This window comes from Corynebacterium sp., from assembly GCF_030532325.1.
Classification (GTDB): domain Bacteria; phylum Actinomycetota; class Actinomycetes; order Mycobacteriales; family Mycobacteriaceae; genus Corynebacterium.
In genome coordinates this window covers 60504-77754 of record NZ_JAUNLS010000006.1, presented here as the reverse complement: position 1 = coordinate 77754, position 17251 = coordinate 60504, and the positions used below count along the sequence as shown (strand labels likewise).

The following is a 17251-nucleotide window of genomic DNA, read 5'->3' as shown; positions in this document are numbered from 1 at the left end:
AGACTAGACAGCCGGAGCGGCCGCAAAGGTTAGCCAGCATCCCCAATGTGGCGCTGCCAAATCTCATCCACCGCAGATTCGAGGGCCGCGGCCTCAAGCCCTGGGTTGTGGTGGAGGATGGTCTGGGTGAGCAGCAGCCGCCCGGTGGCGGTGAGGTGATCCTGCATCGCGTGGGCCGCGGCCTGCGCATCGCCGCGCTCGATGGCCTTCACAATCGGCACGTGCTCGGATTGCACCTGGTCCATCGAACGCTGGGTGCGCACCGTGGAGTCCGCCAAGATGCGGGTGTGGGTGCGCAGAGTCTCCAGCGCCTGGGCCCCGCGGCGGGAGTTGCCCGCGTGCAAAATCGCGTTGTGCAGCTCCACATCCCAGTCAAAGAACACCGGCTCGTCCTCGGCGGCGTTGGCCGCGGCCATGTGCTCGAGGATCTCGTGCATCAGCTCGATGTCTGTCTCGCTGCGCTGCAGCGCGGCCCGGGCGGCGATGCGTGGCTCGAGGGCAAGGCGCACGTCGAAGATGTCGGCCACGTCGGAGGGCTTGGTCTCCACAATCTGAAAACCGCGGTTGCGGGAGAACTCAATGAGCCCTGCCTCCTCCAGGCGCAGCAAACCATCGCGCACGGGGGAGCGGGAGATCCCCAGCTCCTCGGAGAGTCTGTACACGCTGTACCAGGTCCCCGGCGTCATGGAACCGGTCTGGGCGGCGTCGCGCACGTAGTTCATCACCTGGGTGGCCAGCGTCGCGGAAGCACCCACCGCGGTGGTGGGGCGCCGCGGCGAGGAATGGCCAGAAGGTGAAGAGTAACGCGCAGACATAGGAACTTAGAGTAACAAAGCCAAGCCCGCCCGCCGCGCGACAATGTGACGTAACATGTTACCTACCTCCAATCCAGCCGCGGCAGCGAAAGTGAGAGCCCCATGACCAAGGCAGCCCAGTCCGAGACAGCACAACAACGAACCACCCGCTTCACGCGCCTGGAACCCAGCGTCTATTCCAAGATCTCCCGCACGCAGCTGCGCACGGACATGGCTACCCGCGCGGCCTACTCTTCGGATGCCTCCATCTTCCGCCGTATCCCCGCGGGCGTGCTGGAACCGCGCAGCGTCGAGGACATCCGCGATGGTCTAAGCATCGCCCGGGCCCGCGGCTGGAAGGTCGTCGGCCGCGGCGGCGGAACCTCAGTGGCCGGCAACGCCATCGGGGAGGGGCTCGTCATTGACACCTCGCGCTACTTCAACCGCATCTTGGACATCGACCCCGAGGCCCGCACCGCCACCATCGAGCCGGGCGTGGTGGCCGATGCTCTACGTGACGCAGCCTTGCCCTACGGCCTGACCTACGGGCCGGATCCCTCCACCCACTCGCGCTGCACGGTGGGCGGCATGGTGGCCAACAACGCCTGCGGCTCTCATTCCGTGGCCTGGGGTACCGCGGCAGAAAACCTCGTGGACGTCACGCTCATGCTTGCCGACGGCCACGAGGTCACCTTCTCCGCAGGTGGCTGCGATGATCCGGAGATCAATGATCGCCTGCACGAGCTGGTCAGCGCCAACGCCGAGCTCATCGAGTCCGAGCTGGGCCGCTTCCCCCGCCAGGTTTCCGGCTACGGCCTGCATTACCTGCTGGAGCGCCACGGCTTCCACACCGCCAAGGCCCTGGCTGGCTCCGAGGGCACGACGGGCATTATCACCAAGCTCACCGTCAAGCTCGTCGAGGTGCCCAAGGTTAAGGCCCTGGCGGTGCTGGCCTTCGACACCGTCTTCGACGCCGCCGCTGCCGCCCCGCGCCTGCGCCAGCCGGGCGTGGCCACCATCGAGGGCATGGGTGGCGACCTGCTGGCGGCACTGCGCTCCAAGGTGGGCCAGGAGCGCGCGGGTGAGAACCTGCCCGGCAACCGCAAGGGGATGACCGCCGGCGGCTGGCTTTACTGCGAGACCGGTGGTGCGACCCTCGAGGAGGCCATGGCCGCTGCGCAGAAGGTTTCCGCCTCCGTGGAATCTGAGACCATCGACGCCATCGTGGTCCACGATCCCCAGGAGATGCGCGAGCTCTGGCGCATCCGCGAGTCTTCCGCTGGCTTGGTTACCCGCCTGCCCGACGGCGGCGAGGCCTGGCCCAACTGGGAGGACTCCGCCGTTCCCCCGGAGCACCTGGCGGATTACCTGCGCGGGCTTTACGCCTTGATGGATAAGTACGGCCTGCGCGGCATCCCCTTCGGCCACTTCGGTGAGGGCTGCGTCCACGTGCGCCTGTCCTTCGACTTTAGCTCCGCGGAGGGCATTGAGCAGTTTGAGTCCTTCATGAACGAGGCCGCTGAACTGGTCTCCTCCTTCGGCGGCTCGCTCTCCGGCGAACACGGCGATGGCCGCGCCCGCTCCAGCCTGCTTAACCACATGTACTCATCGGCGATGCTCGCGCTTTTCGAGCAGTTCAAGGACATCTTCGATCCGGATAACCTCTTCAACCCGGGCGTGCTGGTCCACGCGGAGAGCGTTACCCAAGGCCTGCGCATGGCACCTGGCCAGCGCACCTTTGAGCTCACCCCCGTACACCAGCTACGCCGGGACAAGGGCTCGCTAGTCAACGCCATTAACCGCTGCGTGGGTGTCTCTGCCTGCCGTAGTGAGACCGGAGCGATGTGCCCCTCCTTCCAGATCACTGGTGATGAAATGCACTCCACCCGCGGGCGCGCCCGCCTATTCAGTGAGATGTTCCGCGGCGAGTCCATCACCGATGGCTTCCGTTCCGAAGAGGTCAACGAGGCACTCGATCTGTGTCTTTCCTGCAAGGCCTGTGTTTCCGAGTGCCCCGTCAACGTGGACATGGCCACCTACAAGGCCGAGTTCCTCAACCAGCACTACAAGCACCGCCTGCGCCCCGGCGCCCATTACGTCATGGGCTGGCTGCCGCTTCTGGGCTTCATCGCGCACAAAATTCCGCTGGTGCCTACCCTCATTGACAAGGCCATGTCCGCCAAGGGTCTGGACAAGCTCATCGCCCGCCTGGGTGGCCTGGATCCCAAGCGCCCGCTCATCCACTTCGCCCATACCTCCCTGCGCGCCTGGCACAAGCGCCACGAGCCCCTTGCCGCGCTTGGCGATGCCCCCAACCCGATCCCGCCGCTGCCCGAAAGCGAGCGCACCGTGGTGCTGTGGCCGGATTCCTTCAACTCTTCGCTGGGTACCTCCCCGGCCACCGCGGCCGTCGAGGTCTTGGAGATGCTCGGCTACACCGTGGAGATCCCCCAGAAGTTTGTGTGCTGTGGCCTGACGTGGCACTCCACCGGGCAGTTGGGCATGGTGCAGCGCGTTCTGCAGCACACCGCCGACGTGATGAAGCCCTACCTCGACCGCGGCCTGCCGGTCATCGGCGTGGAGCCCTCCTGCACCGTCATGCTGCAGAAGGAAGCCACCACGCTGAGCAACAACCCTGCCATCGCGCGCCTGGCTGCGAACACCCACTCCTTCAGCGAGTTCATCGCCCCGCGCCTCAAGCAATTCGTGGATGCCGGGATCATTGAGCCGCAGGACGTCAGCGCCTTGACGCAGGTGCACTGCCACGAGAAGTCCCTCGGTGATCCCCAGCATTCGCAGGCGATTCTCGAGGCCCTCGGTGTCACCGAAGAACAAATCTCCACTGGCTGTTGCGGCCTGGCCGGCAACTGGGGCTTTGAGAAGGGCCACGCAGAGATGTCTCTGGCCCTTGGTGAGCGCGAGCTCTTTCCCAAGGTGCGCCAAGCCCAGCAGGAGAACGCCACCGTTATCGCCGATGGTTTCTCCTGCCGCACCCAGATTGCTCAGGGCACAGGGGAGGACGCCAAGCACATCGCCGAGGTTGTGCGCGGGATGATGGGCAAGGCGCAGTACTACAACTAGGCCGACTAGAAGTAGCTGCTGATTACCTCTTTCTTGCGCAGCACCACCAGCACGGTGAGGTAGATGGCCAGACACAAGTAGTTCAGTTCAGCCGAGGAGCCAAGAAAAGCCGTGCGGGCATCGGCACCCAGCGCATAGCGCAGCATCCCGCCGAGCACGGTCAGGGCAATAAGCAGGATGAAGACGTAGCCATTCATCAACTTTTCTGGTGACTTGTTCTTCACTTCACGCTGGGGCATAGGTAAAAATCCTGCCATGTGACACCGGTTCCTGCAATGCGCGTGCGCCGGCTAGTGTGCCTGGCATGGAAGTAACGAGTCCGATAGAACTTGCGCACCTCACCGCGATGTTCGATGAAGCCATCCAGAACGCATTGATACTCCGCGTGCGCACGCGGGAGAACGCCATCCTCGTGGGCAGCGCCCACTGGCGTGACGGTGGCACTCTCGTCCTGCGGCGCCTCGATGACCGCCGCCGCGTGCGCATCGACTGCCACGAGGTTTCACACCTCGATGTGGTTGGGGTAGGGGTGAAGGACTATGAGTTCGAAATCTAAAGTCTAGCCCTGAAAGTCTAGACCTCCTGGTCGCGGATCTCGTTAGCGAAGTGGTGGCGAAGCGCGACCTTGAGGTCGGCATTTCCAGGGCTAGACTTGTGGAGTTCACCGGCGAAAGTGGGTAACGCTCGTGCTGAGCGGAGCGACCAACCGCGGAGGGGAAGCATGGAGGGCCCGGCCGGGAGAGGCTAGACAACCGTTAGGCAACGGTCCTGCCGGTGGTGTAGACCTGCTTGGGCATATCGCGGTGCAGCTTCCACTCAAATGCGATGGGCTTCTCGCCATGGTGGGAGACGTAGTCAACGCTGCCCAGGAACGTGTAGGCGGACGCGGTATCCACGGCGTTCTTCCGGGTGAAGCGCGTAGCGATGACAATCTGGTTGCCACGCTCCTTGTGGTGAATATAGCGCTGGGCGGCCTTCGACTTGAGTGACGTCGTTGACTGCGATTCCCAGTGCATCAGACCAGGCGAAATAGGGTAGTCGCGGTAGTTCGTGGATGCGGATACGTTCTCATCCTTCTGGAAAGTGACCAGGAAGAGATCCGTGTGAGCATGGTCAAAGTGCTTTACTCCCTCACGCGGGAGGTTGGCCAGCTTTGTTAGGGGGCCTTCATCAAGCGCGCCAATGAGCTCAGCGAGTGAGTAGTCGGCATGACTTTCCAAGACGCTGGATTCAGTCGGGGAGGGAATGATGCGGGCGGCGTCGACAACAATGCCCATGACCTGGGTCAGCTCCGAGACAAAGTGTGTGCTGCGGCGGATGATGCGAAGAGCGTCGTCCAGCGTCGGGGGTACGGGAGTGCCGGAGTTGGCCCAGATGCTGAGCACGAGCATCGTGGCGAAGCGCTTTTGAACCTCATCCATTGCGGACTCGTCCGGGCCATCGGGCGCAATGAGCTCAGAATAGTAGCGGGCTCGGTGCGGATCGTTGATGTGCAACAGAGCGCGGAGGCGACTGAGCAAGAAAGACTCTTCCTCGCTCGGGGACGCGCTGGCCAGCCCGGTGTCATTGAGATAATTCGTCCAGGTGATGCCTTTGCGGCGGTAGATGTCGCTCAGACTCAAGCCCGACTCTTCGAGGAAGTGCATGAGGCTCGTTGTCTTGATCTCGGCGACCAGTGAGCGAATCTTCTTCACTGAGTTGCGGGAGATCCGCTTGACGTTCTTGAGTACCTGCTCGGTGGTTTCGCGGTCGAGAGACAAGTGCGAGCCTGGTGGGGTGGAGGAAAATCCGGACTCAAGCTCGCGCACGAATCGCTGCCCGCGCTTTCCGGTGAGCGCGGCGTAGCGGCTCTCAAAGTCGAACTCCTGGTGCTGCTCACCAATGAAATCGAAGACTGTGCAGGCGTCTTTACCGGGGTGAAGGCGCAGGCCACGGCCGAGCTGCTGGACAAAGAGCACCGGGCTCTGAGTTGGGCGCAAGAGAAGAAGCGTGTTGACCGAGGGGATGTCGACGCCTTCGTTGAAGATGTCGACGCTGAACAGGATCTTGGTCTTTCCTTCGCGCAGCGAGGCCAGGGCATCGCGACGCTCCTGTGCTGATTGCCTGCTGCTCACGGCGAGAGCCGGGAGACCGAAGCTGTTGAACTGCGCGGCCATGTATTCGGCATGATCAATGGAGACACAGAAGCCGAGGGCCCGCATCTCAGAGAGATCGAAGATGCGCTTGTTGAGCTCGTTGATGATGAAGCGAGTGCGCTTTTCGCCGGCTTTGATGTAGAGCTCGCTGAGCTCAGAGCTCTTGTAGTCTTTGGCGCGGCGATTCCAGGTCAGACTGGATAGATCGGTGCCATCGGCAATGCCGTAGTAGTGCATTGGGGTGAGCAGCTGCAGACGCAGTGCATCCCATAGTCGAAGCTCGTAGGCGACGCGGTAGTCGAAGTATTTCTGGACGTTTTCGCCGTCGGCGCGCTCCGGAGTCGCGGTGAGTCCCAGCAACTCCTTGGGCGTGAAGTGCTCGAGTATTGCTCGATACGTGCGTGCCTCGGCGTGGTGGAACTCGTCGATGACGATGACATCGAAGTGATCCGGGGCGATCTGTTCCAGGCGTGCGGTGGTGAGGGATTGCACGCTGGCGAAGACGTGCTCCCACTGCTCGGGAATGTGGCCGTCGACAAGCAGCTCACCGAATCCACTGGTCTGAAGAACCTCCTGGTAAGTCCGGCGAGCCTGCTGCAGAATTTCCTTCCTGTGGGCGATGAAGAGCAGGCGCGGGCGGCGCTTTTCCTTTTCGCAGATTGAGCGGTAATCGAGTGCGGCGACGACAGTCTTACCCGTGCCGGTCGCGGCAATAAGCAGATTCTTATGCCGGCCCTTGACCTCGCGCTCGGAGGCAAGCGCTTCCAGCATTGCTTCCTGGTAAGGGTAGGGCTCCACTCGAAGACCGGAGAGCTCCAGCTGTTCTCCTCCTAAGGTCCCTGAGGACTCGGACTGGCGAGCGGCGCGAAGCGACGCCTTGAGGCGGAGGAAGTCTTCCTGCGGGTCGAATGACTTGAAGTGGCTATCGTGCCAGTAGCTTTCGAAAGTCTTGATGAACTTGGAGATAATCTCCGGAGTAGCAGCAGAGGAGCCGCGCACGTTCCATTCCCAGCCGTCGATGAGCGCTGAGCGCGAGAGGTTGGAACTGCCGATGAATGCGGTATCGAAGCCGGAGTTTCTGCGGAACAGCCAGGCCTTGGCGTGCAGGCGCGTGGACTTTGACTCGTAGCAGACGCGAACCTCGGCGCCGTAGTCCTCAACGAGCCGCTTGACCGCGGCGGCGTCAGTGGCACCGCAATACGTCGAGGTGATCACTCGCAAGGGGATCTTGTTGTCCCGCAGGTATTCCAGCTGGTCGCTGATGACGGAAATGCCGGAGTTCTTCACGAAGGCGCAGAGCAGGTCAACCGAATCGGCGGTGGTGATCTCCCTGGTGATTTCCGCTGACATGTTGGTGTCGCCGACGCTATTGGTAAACAGCGCGCTCTTGGTCAGTGAGACCTCGGGAAGCGTGGGCGGCTCGGCAAGCGCAGTGTTGTGCACCGCGTAGAGGAGCTCCTCGGTGCTCACCGTCTCGTCCTCACCCAGCTGCGTGGTCAGCGCATTGATGAACGCGACGCGCTCTTCGGGCTTGGTGAGCTCGTTGAGGCGGGTTTCGATCCACCGGGAAACCTGGTGAGCCAGCGCGGAAGAAAAACGGGAGCGCACGGCAGCGTCCGAGCCGTTGGCCACAGCGAAGGCCGTGGTAGGCCGCGAGGCTGAGGTCTCGGTCATGCGTTCGCGCACGCGCTGAGTCACTGGCGTCTCATAGACGCCATCAGGCAGGGAGGAGTCTGCGGTCATGGAGAAGAGAGTATCTCAACCGTCGGGACATCAGCCGGCGCCCACTCGAACTCGTGTGCCTCGGCGGGGGAGAACCAGCGGGCGGCGTCGTGGTCGGTGAACCGCATGGAGCTGGTATCGGCCGTGCAGTAGTAGGTGCTCAGTTCGATGGTGGCGAACTCGTAGGCGTGCACGGTGGTGGTGATGTGCTCGCCCACGGTTGCCTTCACGCCGAGCTCCTCGTGGAGTTCGCGGGCAAGGGCCTGCTCAGGGCTTTCGCCGGGTTCGATCTTGCCACCGGGAAACTCCCACATGCCGGCGAGTGAGGTGCCAGGCGATTTGCGGAAGGCGAGAAAGAGCCGGTGACGGCGGTCATCGTTTGGGCAATCGGCTCCGAGAGCGCGCCGGGCAAAGACAGCGCCGACGACCTTGAGGGGCGGCGTGGCGGGGGAGGTGGATGAGGTGCTCATGCTCTGCGTGGCTCTACGCGGTGGCGGCGAGGTGGCCGGTGGTGATGTCGTCGATGAGCCGGGCGGCCAGCTTGGCGGTGCGGCCGTCGATGTCGTAGGTGGGGTTGAGCTCGACGACGTCCACAAGCCCCAGCTTGCCGGTGCGGGCCAGGGCCACGGCGATGGCGCGGATGTGGGTGAAAGCCACGCCGAGGCTGGCCGGGGCAGAAACGCCGGGGGCCTGGTAGGCGGGCAGGACGTCGAGGTCAATGGACAGGTGCACCGTGGAGTGCTCATCGCAGGCGGCCACGGCGCGCTCAGCGGCGGCGGCAGCGCTCATCTCTACTAGCTCCTCATCGAGGACGATGTCCACGCCCAGGCGGGCGGCTTCATCAAAGAGTACGGCGGTGTTGTTCGGTGCGGAGATGCCGAAGACGGAGTAATCAAAGTTCTCCTCGCCCACCAGCGCGGCGATTTGGGTGAAGGGAGTGCCGGAGGTGGGCTGCTCAGCCTGGCGCAGGTCAAAGTGGGCGTCGAGGTTGATGACCTTCATCGGGCCGTAGGTTGCGTGCGCACCGCGGTGGGAGCCGAAGGCGGTCTCATGGCCACCGCCCAGGATGATGGGCAGGTGCCCGGCGGCGGTGAGGGCGGAGGTGGCCTTAGTCAGCGCGGCGTGGGAGCCCTCCAGATCTGTGCCCTGGGTGGTGATGGTGCCGGCATCGTACAGCGCCTGCCCGTGGTGGATGGCCAGGGACCCCAGCGCCGCGCGGATGGCGGCCGGCCCGGCGGCGGCACCCTGGCGCCCGCCGTTGCGCAGCACGCCCTCGTCGGAGGCAAAGCCCAGGAGTGCCACGCCGGGGGAGGATTCCGCCGCGGCGTTGATATCCAGCGAGCTAATGCTGCTGTGCCAGCGGGCGTGCTCCGGGCCGGGGCCGTCATTGCGGCCGCTCCACTCGGGGGCGGGGGTGTACAGGGGTGCGTCGACGGTGTTCATTGGGCTCCTTCGCTGTGGGTGGTGGCCATACGCTGTTGGTGGCGGCCGAGTTGCCGTTGGTTGTGCCGGTGTGTGCCTGCCTAGTCTTGCGCGTTCTGCGCCTCGGCGCGAGCGGCCTCCTCAATATCGGGGTGGGGCAGACGGTGGCGCCCGCCGGCGTAGAAGAGCGCGGTCATCAGCAGGATGAAGCCCACGCCCACCGCCAGGGAGATGCGGTATTCCGGCTGCCAGACCATGATGCCGAAGGTAAAGAGGATGAAGGCGATGGCAAAGTACTGGCCCCAGGGCCACAGCGGCACCTTGTACGTGAGGGCGGCGACCTGCTCGGGCGTCATCTGGCGGCGGGAGGCCACGTGGGAAAGCAGAATCATCAGCCACACGTAGATGGTGGCGAAGGTGGCCAGGGAGGCGATGATCTCAAAGACGTTATCCGGGATAAGGGCGTTGAGCACCGTGCCGATGATGAGCACGATGATGAGGATGACGATGGTCATCACCGGCACGCCGCGGGCCTTCTTGGACATGATCTGCGGGGCGAGGTTCTGCTTGGCCATGCCGGTGAGCACGTTGCCCGCGCCGAAGAGATCGGCGTTGATGGCGGAAATGGCGGCGGTGATCACCACGAAGTTGAGCAGGCCGGCCGCCCAGTTCACGCCCAGGGTGTCGAAGATCTGCACGAAGGGGGACTGCTCGCCGGTGATGGTGCGCCACGGGTTGATCATGAGGATGACCAGGATGGCCAGCACGTAGAACAGCAGGATGCGCACCGGGATGGTATTGACCGCCTTGGGTACAGAGACCTCAGGGTCCTCGGCCTCGCTACTGGCCACGCCGACGATCTCCGTGCCGCCGAAGGCAAAGAGCACCAGGATGAAGGAGGCGATCATGCCGGAGGAGCCGTTGGGGAAGAAGCCGCCATCGTTGACCAGGTTGGCAGGGCCGGTGGTGGCGGCGTCGGAAAGCCCGAATGCCAGCACCGCCAGGCCGCCGACAATCATGGCCACCACCGCGCCCACCTTGATGATGGTGAAGGCGAACTCCAGCTCACCGAAGGCCTTGACGGTGGCCAGGTTCGCCCCGCCCACGATGAGCAGGGTGGCCGCCACCCAGATCCACTTGGGTACGTCCGGGAACCAGAACTGCATGTACACGCCCATCGCGGTGAGATCCGCCAGAGCCACGATGACCATCTCAAAGGCGAACATCCAGCCGGTGATGTAGCCGGCCCAGTTGCCCAGGTAGGCGCGAGCGTACTCGGCAAAGGAGCCGGTGAGCGGGTGGTGCACGGACATCTCACCGAGCGCGCGCAGCAGGAAGTAGATCACCGCGCCGCCGAGCAGGTAGACCAGCAGCACCGAGGGGCCGGCGGCCTGGATGGCGCTGGCGGAGCCATAGAAGAGGCCGGTGCCGATGGCCGAGCCCAAGGCGATGAAGTGGAGGTGTCGGTGCTTGAGACCCCTGCGCCTGACGGTGAGCTGAGTGGTGGTTTGGGCGGCGGGCTGGCCTGCGGGAGGCACAGACATGCATTCTCCTCTGCGGTTGCGGGTGGCGTGAGCGGATTCACAGAAACGGCTGACAAAAGCCAAGCTAAACAAGTATAGTAACGGCAACCCCGCGCAAGGCTGTCGTGCGGGCGTGAACTCATGCCCACGCCACCCAAGCCTTAAGGCGGTTTTATGCACACCGATGACACCTTCGTCGACGCCTACTACGAGTCCGAGGACGCCGTACCCAGCAAGAAGGGAATCTGGCGGCTCTTTGTCTACAGCGCCATCGGCGCCTTCGTCTTTTTCTTCCCCATTACCTACCAGGGCAAGAAATCCATCCCCCTAGATCACATCGTCACCATCATTAGGGACTACGCCGCGCCCGCTGTGCCCTGGTTCATCCTCGCGCTGGCGCTCTACGGCACGGCGCGCAGCATCGTGAACAAGAACTGGAGGCAGGGCGCGCTGCCAGCGGTCTTCACCGTGCTCAACGTGGTGGGCTTGGTGGTGTCCTTCCTCATGGTCATCGACAAGCTGCCCGGCGTGCTGGCCGATGAGAACATCGTGCCCTTCCTGTGGAACTCCATTGCCACCCCGGTGGGGCTCATCGTCCCAGTGGGCGGGGCCTTTCTGGCGCTGCTCATCGGCTACGGCTTCCTCGAGTTCGTCGGCGTGTTCATGCAGCCGGTCATGCGGCCGCTGTGGCGCACCCCGGGGCGCTCGGCTATTGACGCCGTCGCCTCCTTCGTGGGCTCCTACTCCCTGGGCATCATGATCACCGACCGCGTCTACCAGCGCGGCGGCTACACCGCCCGCGAGGCCTCCATCATCGCCACCGGCTTTTCCACCGTCTCCGCGGCCTTTATGGTCATCGTGGCCAAGCAGCTGGATCTCATGGACATGTGGGGCATCTACTTTGGCGTGGCGCTGATTGTCACCTTCGTGGTCACGGCGATCACCGTGTGGATCCCGCCGCTGAGCATCATCCCCAACGAGTACTACGAGAACACCGAGCAGGACCCCGAAAAGCCTGTGGAGGGTGCCTACCTGTCCACCGCCTGGCGCGAGGCGCTGCTGGCCCTGGACCGCGCGCCGAAGCTGGGCGTGGCCGTGTGGGAGAACCTGCGCGACGGCGTGCGCATGGCCGCGGCGATTGTGCCCTCCATCATGTCCGTGGGGCTCATCGGCCTGCTACTGGCCAACTTCACCCCGCTCTTTGACTGGCTGGGCTACCTCTTCTATCCCTTCGCCTGGCTGGTGCAGCTGCCCGAGCCCGCCCTGGCCGGCAAGGCCGCGGCCATGGGCATTGCGGAGATGTTCCTGCCTGCCACCGTGGTGGGAGACTCGGCGGACCTGGTGCTGCGCTTTGTCATCGGAGTGGTAGCTGTTTCCGCCATCATCTTCTTCTCCGCGCTGGTGCCCTGCATCCTGGCCACCAAGATCCCGGTGAAGCTGTGGCACATGGTGGTTATCTGGTTTGAGCGTGTGGTGCTCACCATCCTCATCGCCACGCCAATTGGGTACCTGGTGTGCTGAGGAATGGGGAGCTCATTCCGCGCAAACGTAAGAAGTTGACATCTCAGGGGGGGGGCATTAAACCCTTAAACCACTGGTTGAACTGGTTCGGACCTTGATGAAGATACTGCGATCAAGCCCAGACGAAGGCGCCGAGACGGCTGTGAGCAAGGTCCACCGCTAACGTCTCCCACGGAGGACGCGCGGTGGAGATACTCAGTGAAGTCGCGTTCGGCGCCTTGTTGCCTGTCCCGATGCGCCGCTCGAAGAGCTACATCACAGCGGCGATGCCGTAAGCGAACGGGGCTGCTACAAGTGTAGAAAGTATGACTCTTTCAAACCACAGAATGACCATATTCTTGATGGACAGGGGTATTTCGGTGGCCAACACAGAGGGAACCATCGACGAGAAGAAGAATATTTGGGATACGGAGACGATTGCGATAAGCAAACGCAAGACATCGGACTCGGAACCTGCTACCAACGTTGCTGGCAGGAATAGCTCGGACAATCCAATTGCTAGTGCTTCCGAACCGAGAACAGGGTCAGGTATTCCCAGGATCCAGAGCAAAGGGAAGAACAAGTATCCGAAATAGGTGAACACTGGGGTGTAAAACGCGACCGTCAAGCCCAAGAATCCGACCGACATGATGCCTGGAAGAACTTGCATCGTCATGAGAAGACCATCGCGGAAATGGGTCCAAAGAACTCGCCACACCGAAGGGGATTGTCTCAAGACATCTTTGGCTTCTTCCCACGCGATCCGCGCACGGCTGCCGGTGGCCTGCGTCTCAGGATTGGGCTCTGCCCCGGGATAAAAATCCTCGGGAATGCGCGAAATCGGAGGGATCCGAACCATCACCGCTGTGACTATGAACGTCACAATGAGAGTGGCACCGAAGTACATTCCCCATACGCTCATGAGATCAAGAGTTCGAGCGATGACGACCATAAAAGTCGCTGATGCTGTGGAAAAACCGGCAGCAATAATTGCTGCTTCTTTTCCTGTATAACCGCCTGACTTGTACACCTTATTCGTGACCAGTAGTCCGAGTGAATAACTGCCCACGAAAGATGCGACGGCGTCAATCGCTGACCGTCCGGGTGTTTTATACAAGGGGCGCATGATGGGTTGGACCCATACACCCATGTATTCCATCAGGCCGAATCCAACGAGGAGCCCAAGAAAGATAGCGCCGACCGGAATGAGTAGCCCAACGGGGATCACTAGTTTATCGAGGAGGAATGGCCCCAAGTTTTCAGCGAAAATAAAGTTCGGTCCACAATCGAATATCAGCATTGCGGTGATCACAACCGCAAAAACGTTGAGTACTGCGAACACCTTTCGAGCTATGGAGCGTTTCCACGCTCCATTGACAAACGGCATAATCGCGCCAGCGACGATCAATAGCAGTGCCACGAACTTGGCATTGTCTCCGAGCACTGCGGAGATGAGCCCGACAAGATGATCCAACAGAATTGTGTTCTCGTCTCCAATGGGGAAGGGCACGAAAAATGCAAAGATACCCAGACCGCTATAGACGAAGAACCTCCAAGAATGGTTGGCAGGAGGAGTGACGAGAGTGTCATTGCTCTTAGTGGAGTTTGTCATGACTTCTCCATTCAGGACGAGTTGCGAACCGGCTCTGTCAGCCACGTAGCAATGCGGTGATTATGCTCGCCCAGCTGGGGTGCTGGTTCTGGAACACGTGAACCAGTTAGACGCAGGGGAGAGCGCAGCGTTTGAAAACCGTCGGATTCCGCAAATAGAACTTGGCGCTCGGTTCCAATGGCTCCATGGAGGGCTTCGTCTACGGAGTGGACCGGTGCCGTTGGAACGCCGAACTCTTGGAGTCTTTGTAATGCCTGTTTCTCGGTCATGCCTTTGAGAGCGTTCTCGATAATGTCGCGGACTTCTTCACGGTGCTCTCGGCGAGCGGTATTCGAATTGTATCTTGGGTCATCGACCATAAACTCCAGGCCGAGTGCTTGGGTTAGACGGCCAAATAGTTTCTCATTGAGAACGGCAATAACCACTTCACCATCGTCAACGCGGTATGTGCTAAAAGGCACAGTCATCGCGTGGTCGCTACCCACCGCGGTAGGAATGCCTTCCTCGTAGAGGTCGCGCATTGCGACTGATTCCAGTATTGAAACCAGCGAATCAAACATTGCAACGTCCACGTGCTGGCCCGTACCCGTTCGCGTTCTCTCTTGCAGCGCGCCCAAAGTTCCAATTGCTGCATAGAGCCCAGGCACTAGGTCACCGATACTGATACCGACTCGCGTCGCGCGGCCTCCAGGCCAACCTGTAATGGACATGATTCCGCTCATTGCCTGGGCTACTAAATCGTAAGCTGGAGCGCTACTGAGGGAACCGCTTTGCCCAAAGCCACTGATGCTTGTGACAATGAGGCTAGGGTTGAGTTTCCGGAGCAAGTCCGGAGAGATCCCCAGCTTTTCCATTACCCCGGGACGAAAATTCTCGACGATGACATCTGCGCGCTTTGCTAATTCTTTGAGCTTTTCCCTGTCGGCGTTGTGCTTGAGATTGAGTGTGATGCCCTGCTTGGAGCGGTTGAAAAGCCTGTAGTAGGCAGAATCTCCGTTGAAATTGGGGCCAAAGCTACGCGAGTCATCTCCCCACGGTGTTTCAACTTTTATTACTTCTGCCCCCAAATCCGCCAGGATCATGGAGCAGAAAGGTCCGGCCAATACGCGGGACATGTCTAAGACTCGAATGCCTTCAAGGGAATGAGTTTGTGGAGTATGTTCCATTGCAATCCTTTCTTAGCCCTAGACGAAAGCGGAGAGCCCAGTAATGGACCGGGCCGCTACCAGCTGGTTGATATCGAACGTTCCCTCATAGGAGTAGATGGCTTCCGCGTCGCAAAAATGCTTTGCCGCTGTGAAGTCGGAGATGATTCCATTGCCGCCCAGTAGCTCGCGCCCCAAAGCTGCGGACTCGCGCATCATCTTGGTCACGTGAGCTTTTGCCAATGCTGAGTGCTCGTTGTGGTCGTCGCCCCGTGCTTCCAAACGCGCGAGAGCAGCCATCATGGACTCAGAGGCGATAAGATTCCCCAGGATGGTTGAAAGCTTGGATTGATTGATCTGAAATCCAGCGAGTGGTTTGCCAAATTGATGGCGATTTCCGGTGTACTCCAGTGCTGTGTCAAGGACCCCCATCTGAAGGCCGACTGCTTGCCAGCCCACTGTCGAGCGAGTTGACTTCAAAACCTTGTTGGTGTCTTTGAAGCTGTTGGCATGAGCAAGTTTGTAGTCATCCGGAACGAATACGTCTGTGAGGGTGATGTCAGCATTTTGGACCGCTCGCAGTGCGATGCGGTTGTGCATCAGGCTAGCCTCATAGCCGTCTGAGGAAGTATCAACCACGAAGCCTTTCACGTTGTTGTCTTCAGGATCTCGCGCCCAAATGATTACGTAGTCGGACCATGTTGCGTTACCAATCCATCGCTTTGCGCCGTTGAGTACCCAGCCGCCTTTGACTTTGGTGGCGGTTGTCGACATATCTTGGGCGACATCAGAGCCCGCATCGGGCTCGGTGATCGCAAAAACGCCAGTCTTCTCGACACTGTAAAAGTCGGGCAGCCACCGGGCTTTCTGCTCCTCTGAGCCCAGCAGCTCGATTGAGCCGGTAAAAAGTCCATCGTGCCCGCTGAAAAACGTTCCGACGGAGGCGTCTGCCCTGTGGATTTCTGCGGTGACAAGCCCAGCGAGGAGAGGCGAGTATCCCTGCTGGCGAACCAAACTGATGATGTTCAGATCCTGAATGGACGGCAGTAGTTCATGCGGAAACTCGGAACGGTTCCAGTAGTCGGTAGCAATCGGACGAACCTTTTCGTGGGTCCAATTCCGGACTTTGTGAAGTACTTCGAGTTCTTCCGAAGATAGGTCCTTCTCAAAACCATAAAAGTCCCCATTTGGATAGCGGCCTGGCATAAGTTCCTCCAATCTTATAGGTAACGTGACACACACTGAGGCGTAAAGTGTTACGTAGACCACCTCGTATGGCATAGGCTACAAAGCGGGAATCAAGAAAGCAGTAGCAAAATTTCCTCTAAGGTCTTGTATGCGAGACTGGCGTTGGCCTGGTGCCAAGGCGTGAGGGGCTAAAACTGGAGGTAGAAGCTTTGTCGAGGGCGCAAGTACCGGCTGCAAGAAATGCTTTAGCTATTTTGAAGCTCTTGTCATCGATTGATGTGCCCATTTCCGCCGCCCGCATCCGTGCGGAGCTGGATCTGCCGCGCTCGACCACCTACCACCTGCTCAACGAGATGGTAGAAGCTGGCTTCGTGGTGCACATCCCGGAGAACCAGACCTATGGCCTGGGCATGGCGGCCTACGCCATGGCCTCGGCGTACGTGACCCAGCAGCCGCTGGTGCGCGCCACCACCCGGCACCTGGACAGGATCGCCGCGCTGGTGTCCGGCTCCGGGCACCTTTCCCGCCTGGCGGGCAGTGAGATTGTCTATCTGCAGGAGGTCCGCGCGCCGGGGGCGGCCTCCCTGGTCACGGAAAAGGGCGTGCGGCTATCCGCGCAGACGACGGCCTCCGGGCGGGCCATGCTCTCCCTGCTTCCGGAGCCGGAGTGGCGGGCCGTCTTTTCCACCACGCCCGCCCGTGGCAGCTTTCAAGAATTCTTGACGAGCCTGGAGCTGGTGCGCCAGCGCGGATGGGCCGAGGAGGTCGAGGAGGTCTCCCGCGGGCAGGCCTCGGTGGGCGTGCCCATTAGAGATCATTTGGGCCGGCCGGCCGCCGCGCTGGCGGTGACCTTCCCGGTGGGCACGGCGGATGCCGCCGCTGTGGCCGCTGAGTTACAGGCTGCCGCGGGCGACGTTTCTGTCAAAATGTACGGCACGGGTGCTTAGTGCGAGGTGTACTATGTGGGCAGCGCGTAAGGCTGTCGCGCGTCACCTGATCTTCCGATCTTTTCAATCTGTGCCCGCCCACCGGGATTGCCCCTGCGTGGTCATTGCGTAGTTTCTGCGTGCGGCGCGTGAGTGACGCTGTGCTTGCGTTTGTCAGCACGGATCGTGTTCTAAGGAGCCTT

The 17251-nt window shown here is 61.3% G+C and carries 13 protein-coding genes; 4 read left to right on the top strand and 9 right to left on the bottom strand.

Annotation, left to right across the window (positions count from 1 at the left end; genetic code table 11):
* Positions 1–29: 29 nt before the first annotated feature.
* Positions 30–815, bottom strand: coding sequence for a GntR family transcriptional regulator (locus Q4E25_RS05080; RefSeq protein WP_303154743.1), 786 nt, complete (start codon positions 813–815; stop codon positions 30–32).
* A gap of 102 nt (positions 816–917) precedes the next feature.
* On the opposite strand from Q4E25_RS05080, the gene Q4E25_RS05075 reads away from it, so the two are divergent.
* Positions 918–3875, top strand: a complete 2958-nt coding sequence (locus tag Q4E25_RS05075) for an FAD-binding and (Fe-S)-binding domain-containing protein (protein ID WP_303154742.1) — start codon at positions 918–920, stop codon at positions 3873–3875.
* A gap of 5 nt (positions 3876–3880) precedes the next feature.
* Here the strand turns inward: Q4E25_RS05075 and Q4E25_RS05070 are convergent, their stop codons facing one another.
* On the bottom strand, positions 3881–4132 hold the full coding sequence (locus tag Q4E25_RS05070) for a hypothetical protein (RefSeq protein ID WP_303154740.1): 252 nt from the start codon (positions 4130–4132) through the stop codon (positions 3881–3883).
* 47 nt (positions 4133–4179) lie between these two features.
* Here Q4E25_RS05070 and Q4E25_RS05065 point away from each other — a divergent pair, with 47 nt between their 5' ends.
* Entirely contained in the window at positions 4180–4431 is a 252-nt protein-coding gene (locus Q4E25_RS05065) for a hypothetical protein (protein ID WP_303154737.1), read from the top strand.
* A gap of 199 nt (positions 4432–4630) precedes the next feature.
* Here Q4E25_RS05065 and Q4E25_RS05060 read toward each other — a convergent pair whose 3' ends face one another.
* The 4 genes from Q4E25_RS05060 to Q4E25_RS05045 all read right to left on the bottom strand — a co-directional run bounded on the left by Q4E25_RS05060 (position 4631) and on the right by Q4E25_RS05045 (position 10698).
* Complete coding sequence (locus Q4E25_RS05060; protein WP_303154735.1) at positions 4631–7753, bottom strand: DUF3427 domain-containing protein; 3123 nt, start codon at positions 7751–7753, stop codon at positions 4631–4633.
* Complete coding sequence (locus Q4E25_RS05055) at positions 7750–8202, bottom strand: (deoxy)nucleoside triphosphate pyrophosphohydrolase (RefSeq protein ID WP_303154733.1); 453 nt, start codon at positions 8200–8202, stop codon at positions 7750–7752. Before Q4E25_RS05055 ends, Q4E25_RS05060 begins: the two co-directional genes overlap by 4 nt.
* Positions 8203–8215: 13 nt before the next feature.
* Entirely contained in the window at positions 8216–9175 is a 960-nt protein-coding gene (gene hutG, locus Q4E25_RS05050) for a formimidoylglutamase (protein WP_303154731.1), read from the bottom strand.
* A gap of 80 nt (positions 9176–9255) precedes the next feature.
* Entirely contained in the window at positions 9256–10698 is a 1443-nt protein-coding gene (locus tag Q4E25_RS05045; protein WP_303154729.1) for an amino acid permease, read from the bottom strand.
* Positions 10699–10851: 153 nt separating this feature from the next.
* Here Q4E25_RS05045 and Q4E25_RS05040 point away from each other — a divergent pair, with 153 nt between their 5' ends.
* On the top strand, positions 10852–12198 hold the full coding sequence (locus Q4E25_RS05040; RefSeq protein ID WP_303154725.1) for a YjiH family protein: 1347 nt from the start codon (positions 10852–10854) through the stop codon (positions 12196–12198).
* A gap of 250 nt (positions 12199–12448) precedes the next feature.
* On the opposite strand, the gene Q4E25_RS05035 is transcribed toward Q4E25_RS05040, so the two are convergent.
* From Q4E25_RS05035 to Q4E25_RS05025, 3 genes are read right to left on the bottom strand one after another with little or no spacing between them, the layout of a single operon-like run.
* Positions 12449–13789, bottom strand: a complete 1341-nt coding sequence (locus Q4E25_RS05035; RefSeq protein WP_303154723.1) for a YjiH family protein — start codon at positions 13787–13789, stop codon at positions 12449–12451.
* An 11-nt stretch (positions 13790–13800) separates the two neighbouring features.
* Positions 13801–14955 carry a CaiB/BaiF CoA-transferase family protein gene (locus tag Q4E25_RS05030; protein WP_303154721.1) on the bottom strand — a complete coding sequence of 385 codons (1155 nt, stop codon included), beginning with the start codon at positions 14953–14955 and terminating at the stop codon, positions 13801–13803.
* Positions 14956–14973: 18 nt separating this feature from the next.
* On the bottom strand, positions 14974–16140 hold the full coding sequence (locus Q4E25_RS05025) for an acyl-CoA dehydrogenase family protein (protein WP_303154719.1): 1167 nt from the start codon (positions 16138–16140) through the stop codon (positions 14974–14976).
* A gap of 191 nt (positions 16141–16331) precedes the next feature.
* On the opposite strand from Q4E25_RS05025, the gene Q4E25_RS05020 reads away from it, so the two are divergent.
* Entirely contained in the window at positions 16332–17069 is a 738-nt protein-coding gene (locus Q4E25_RS05020; protein WP_303154716.1) for an IclR family transcriptional regulator, read from the top strand.
* Positions 17070–17251: the final 182 nt, after the last annotated feature.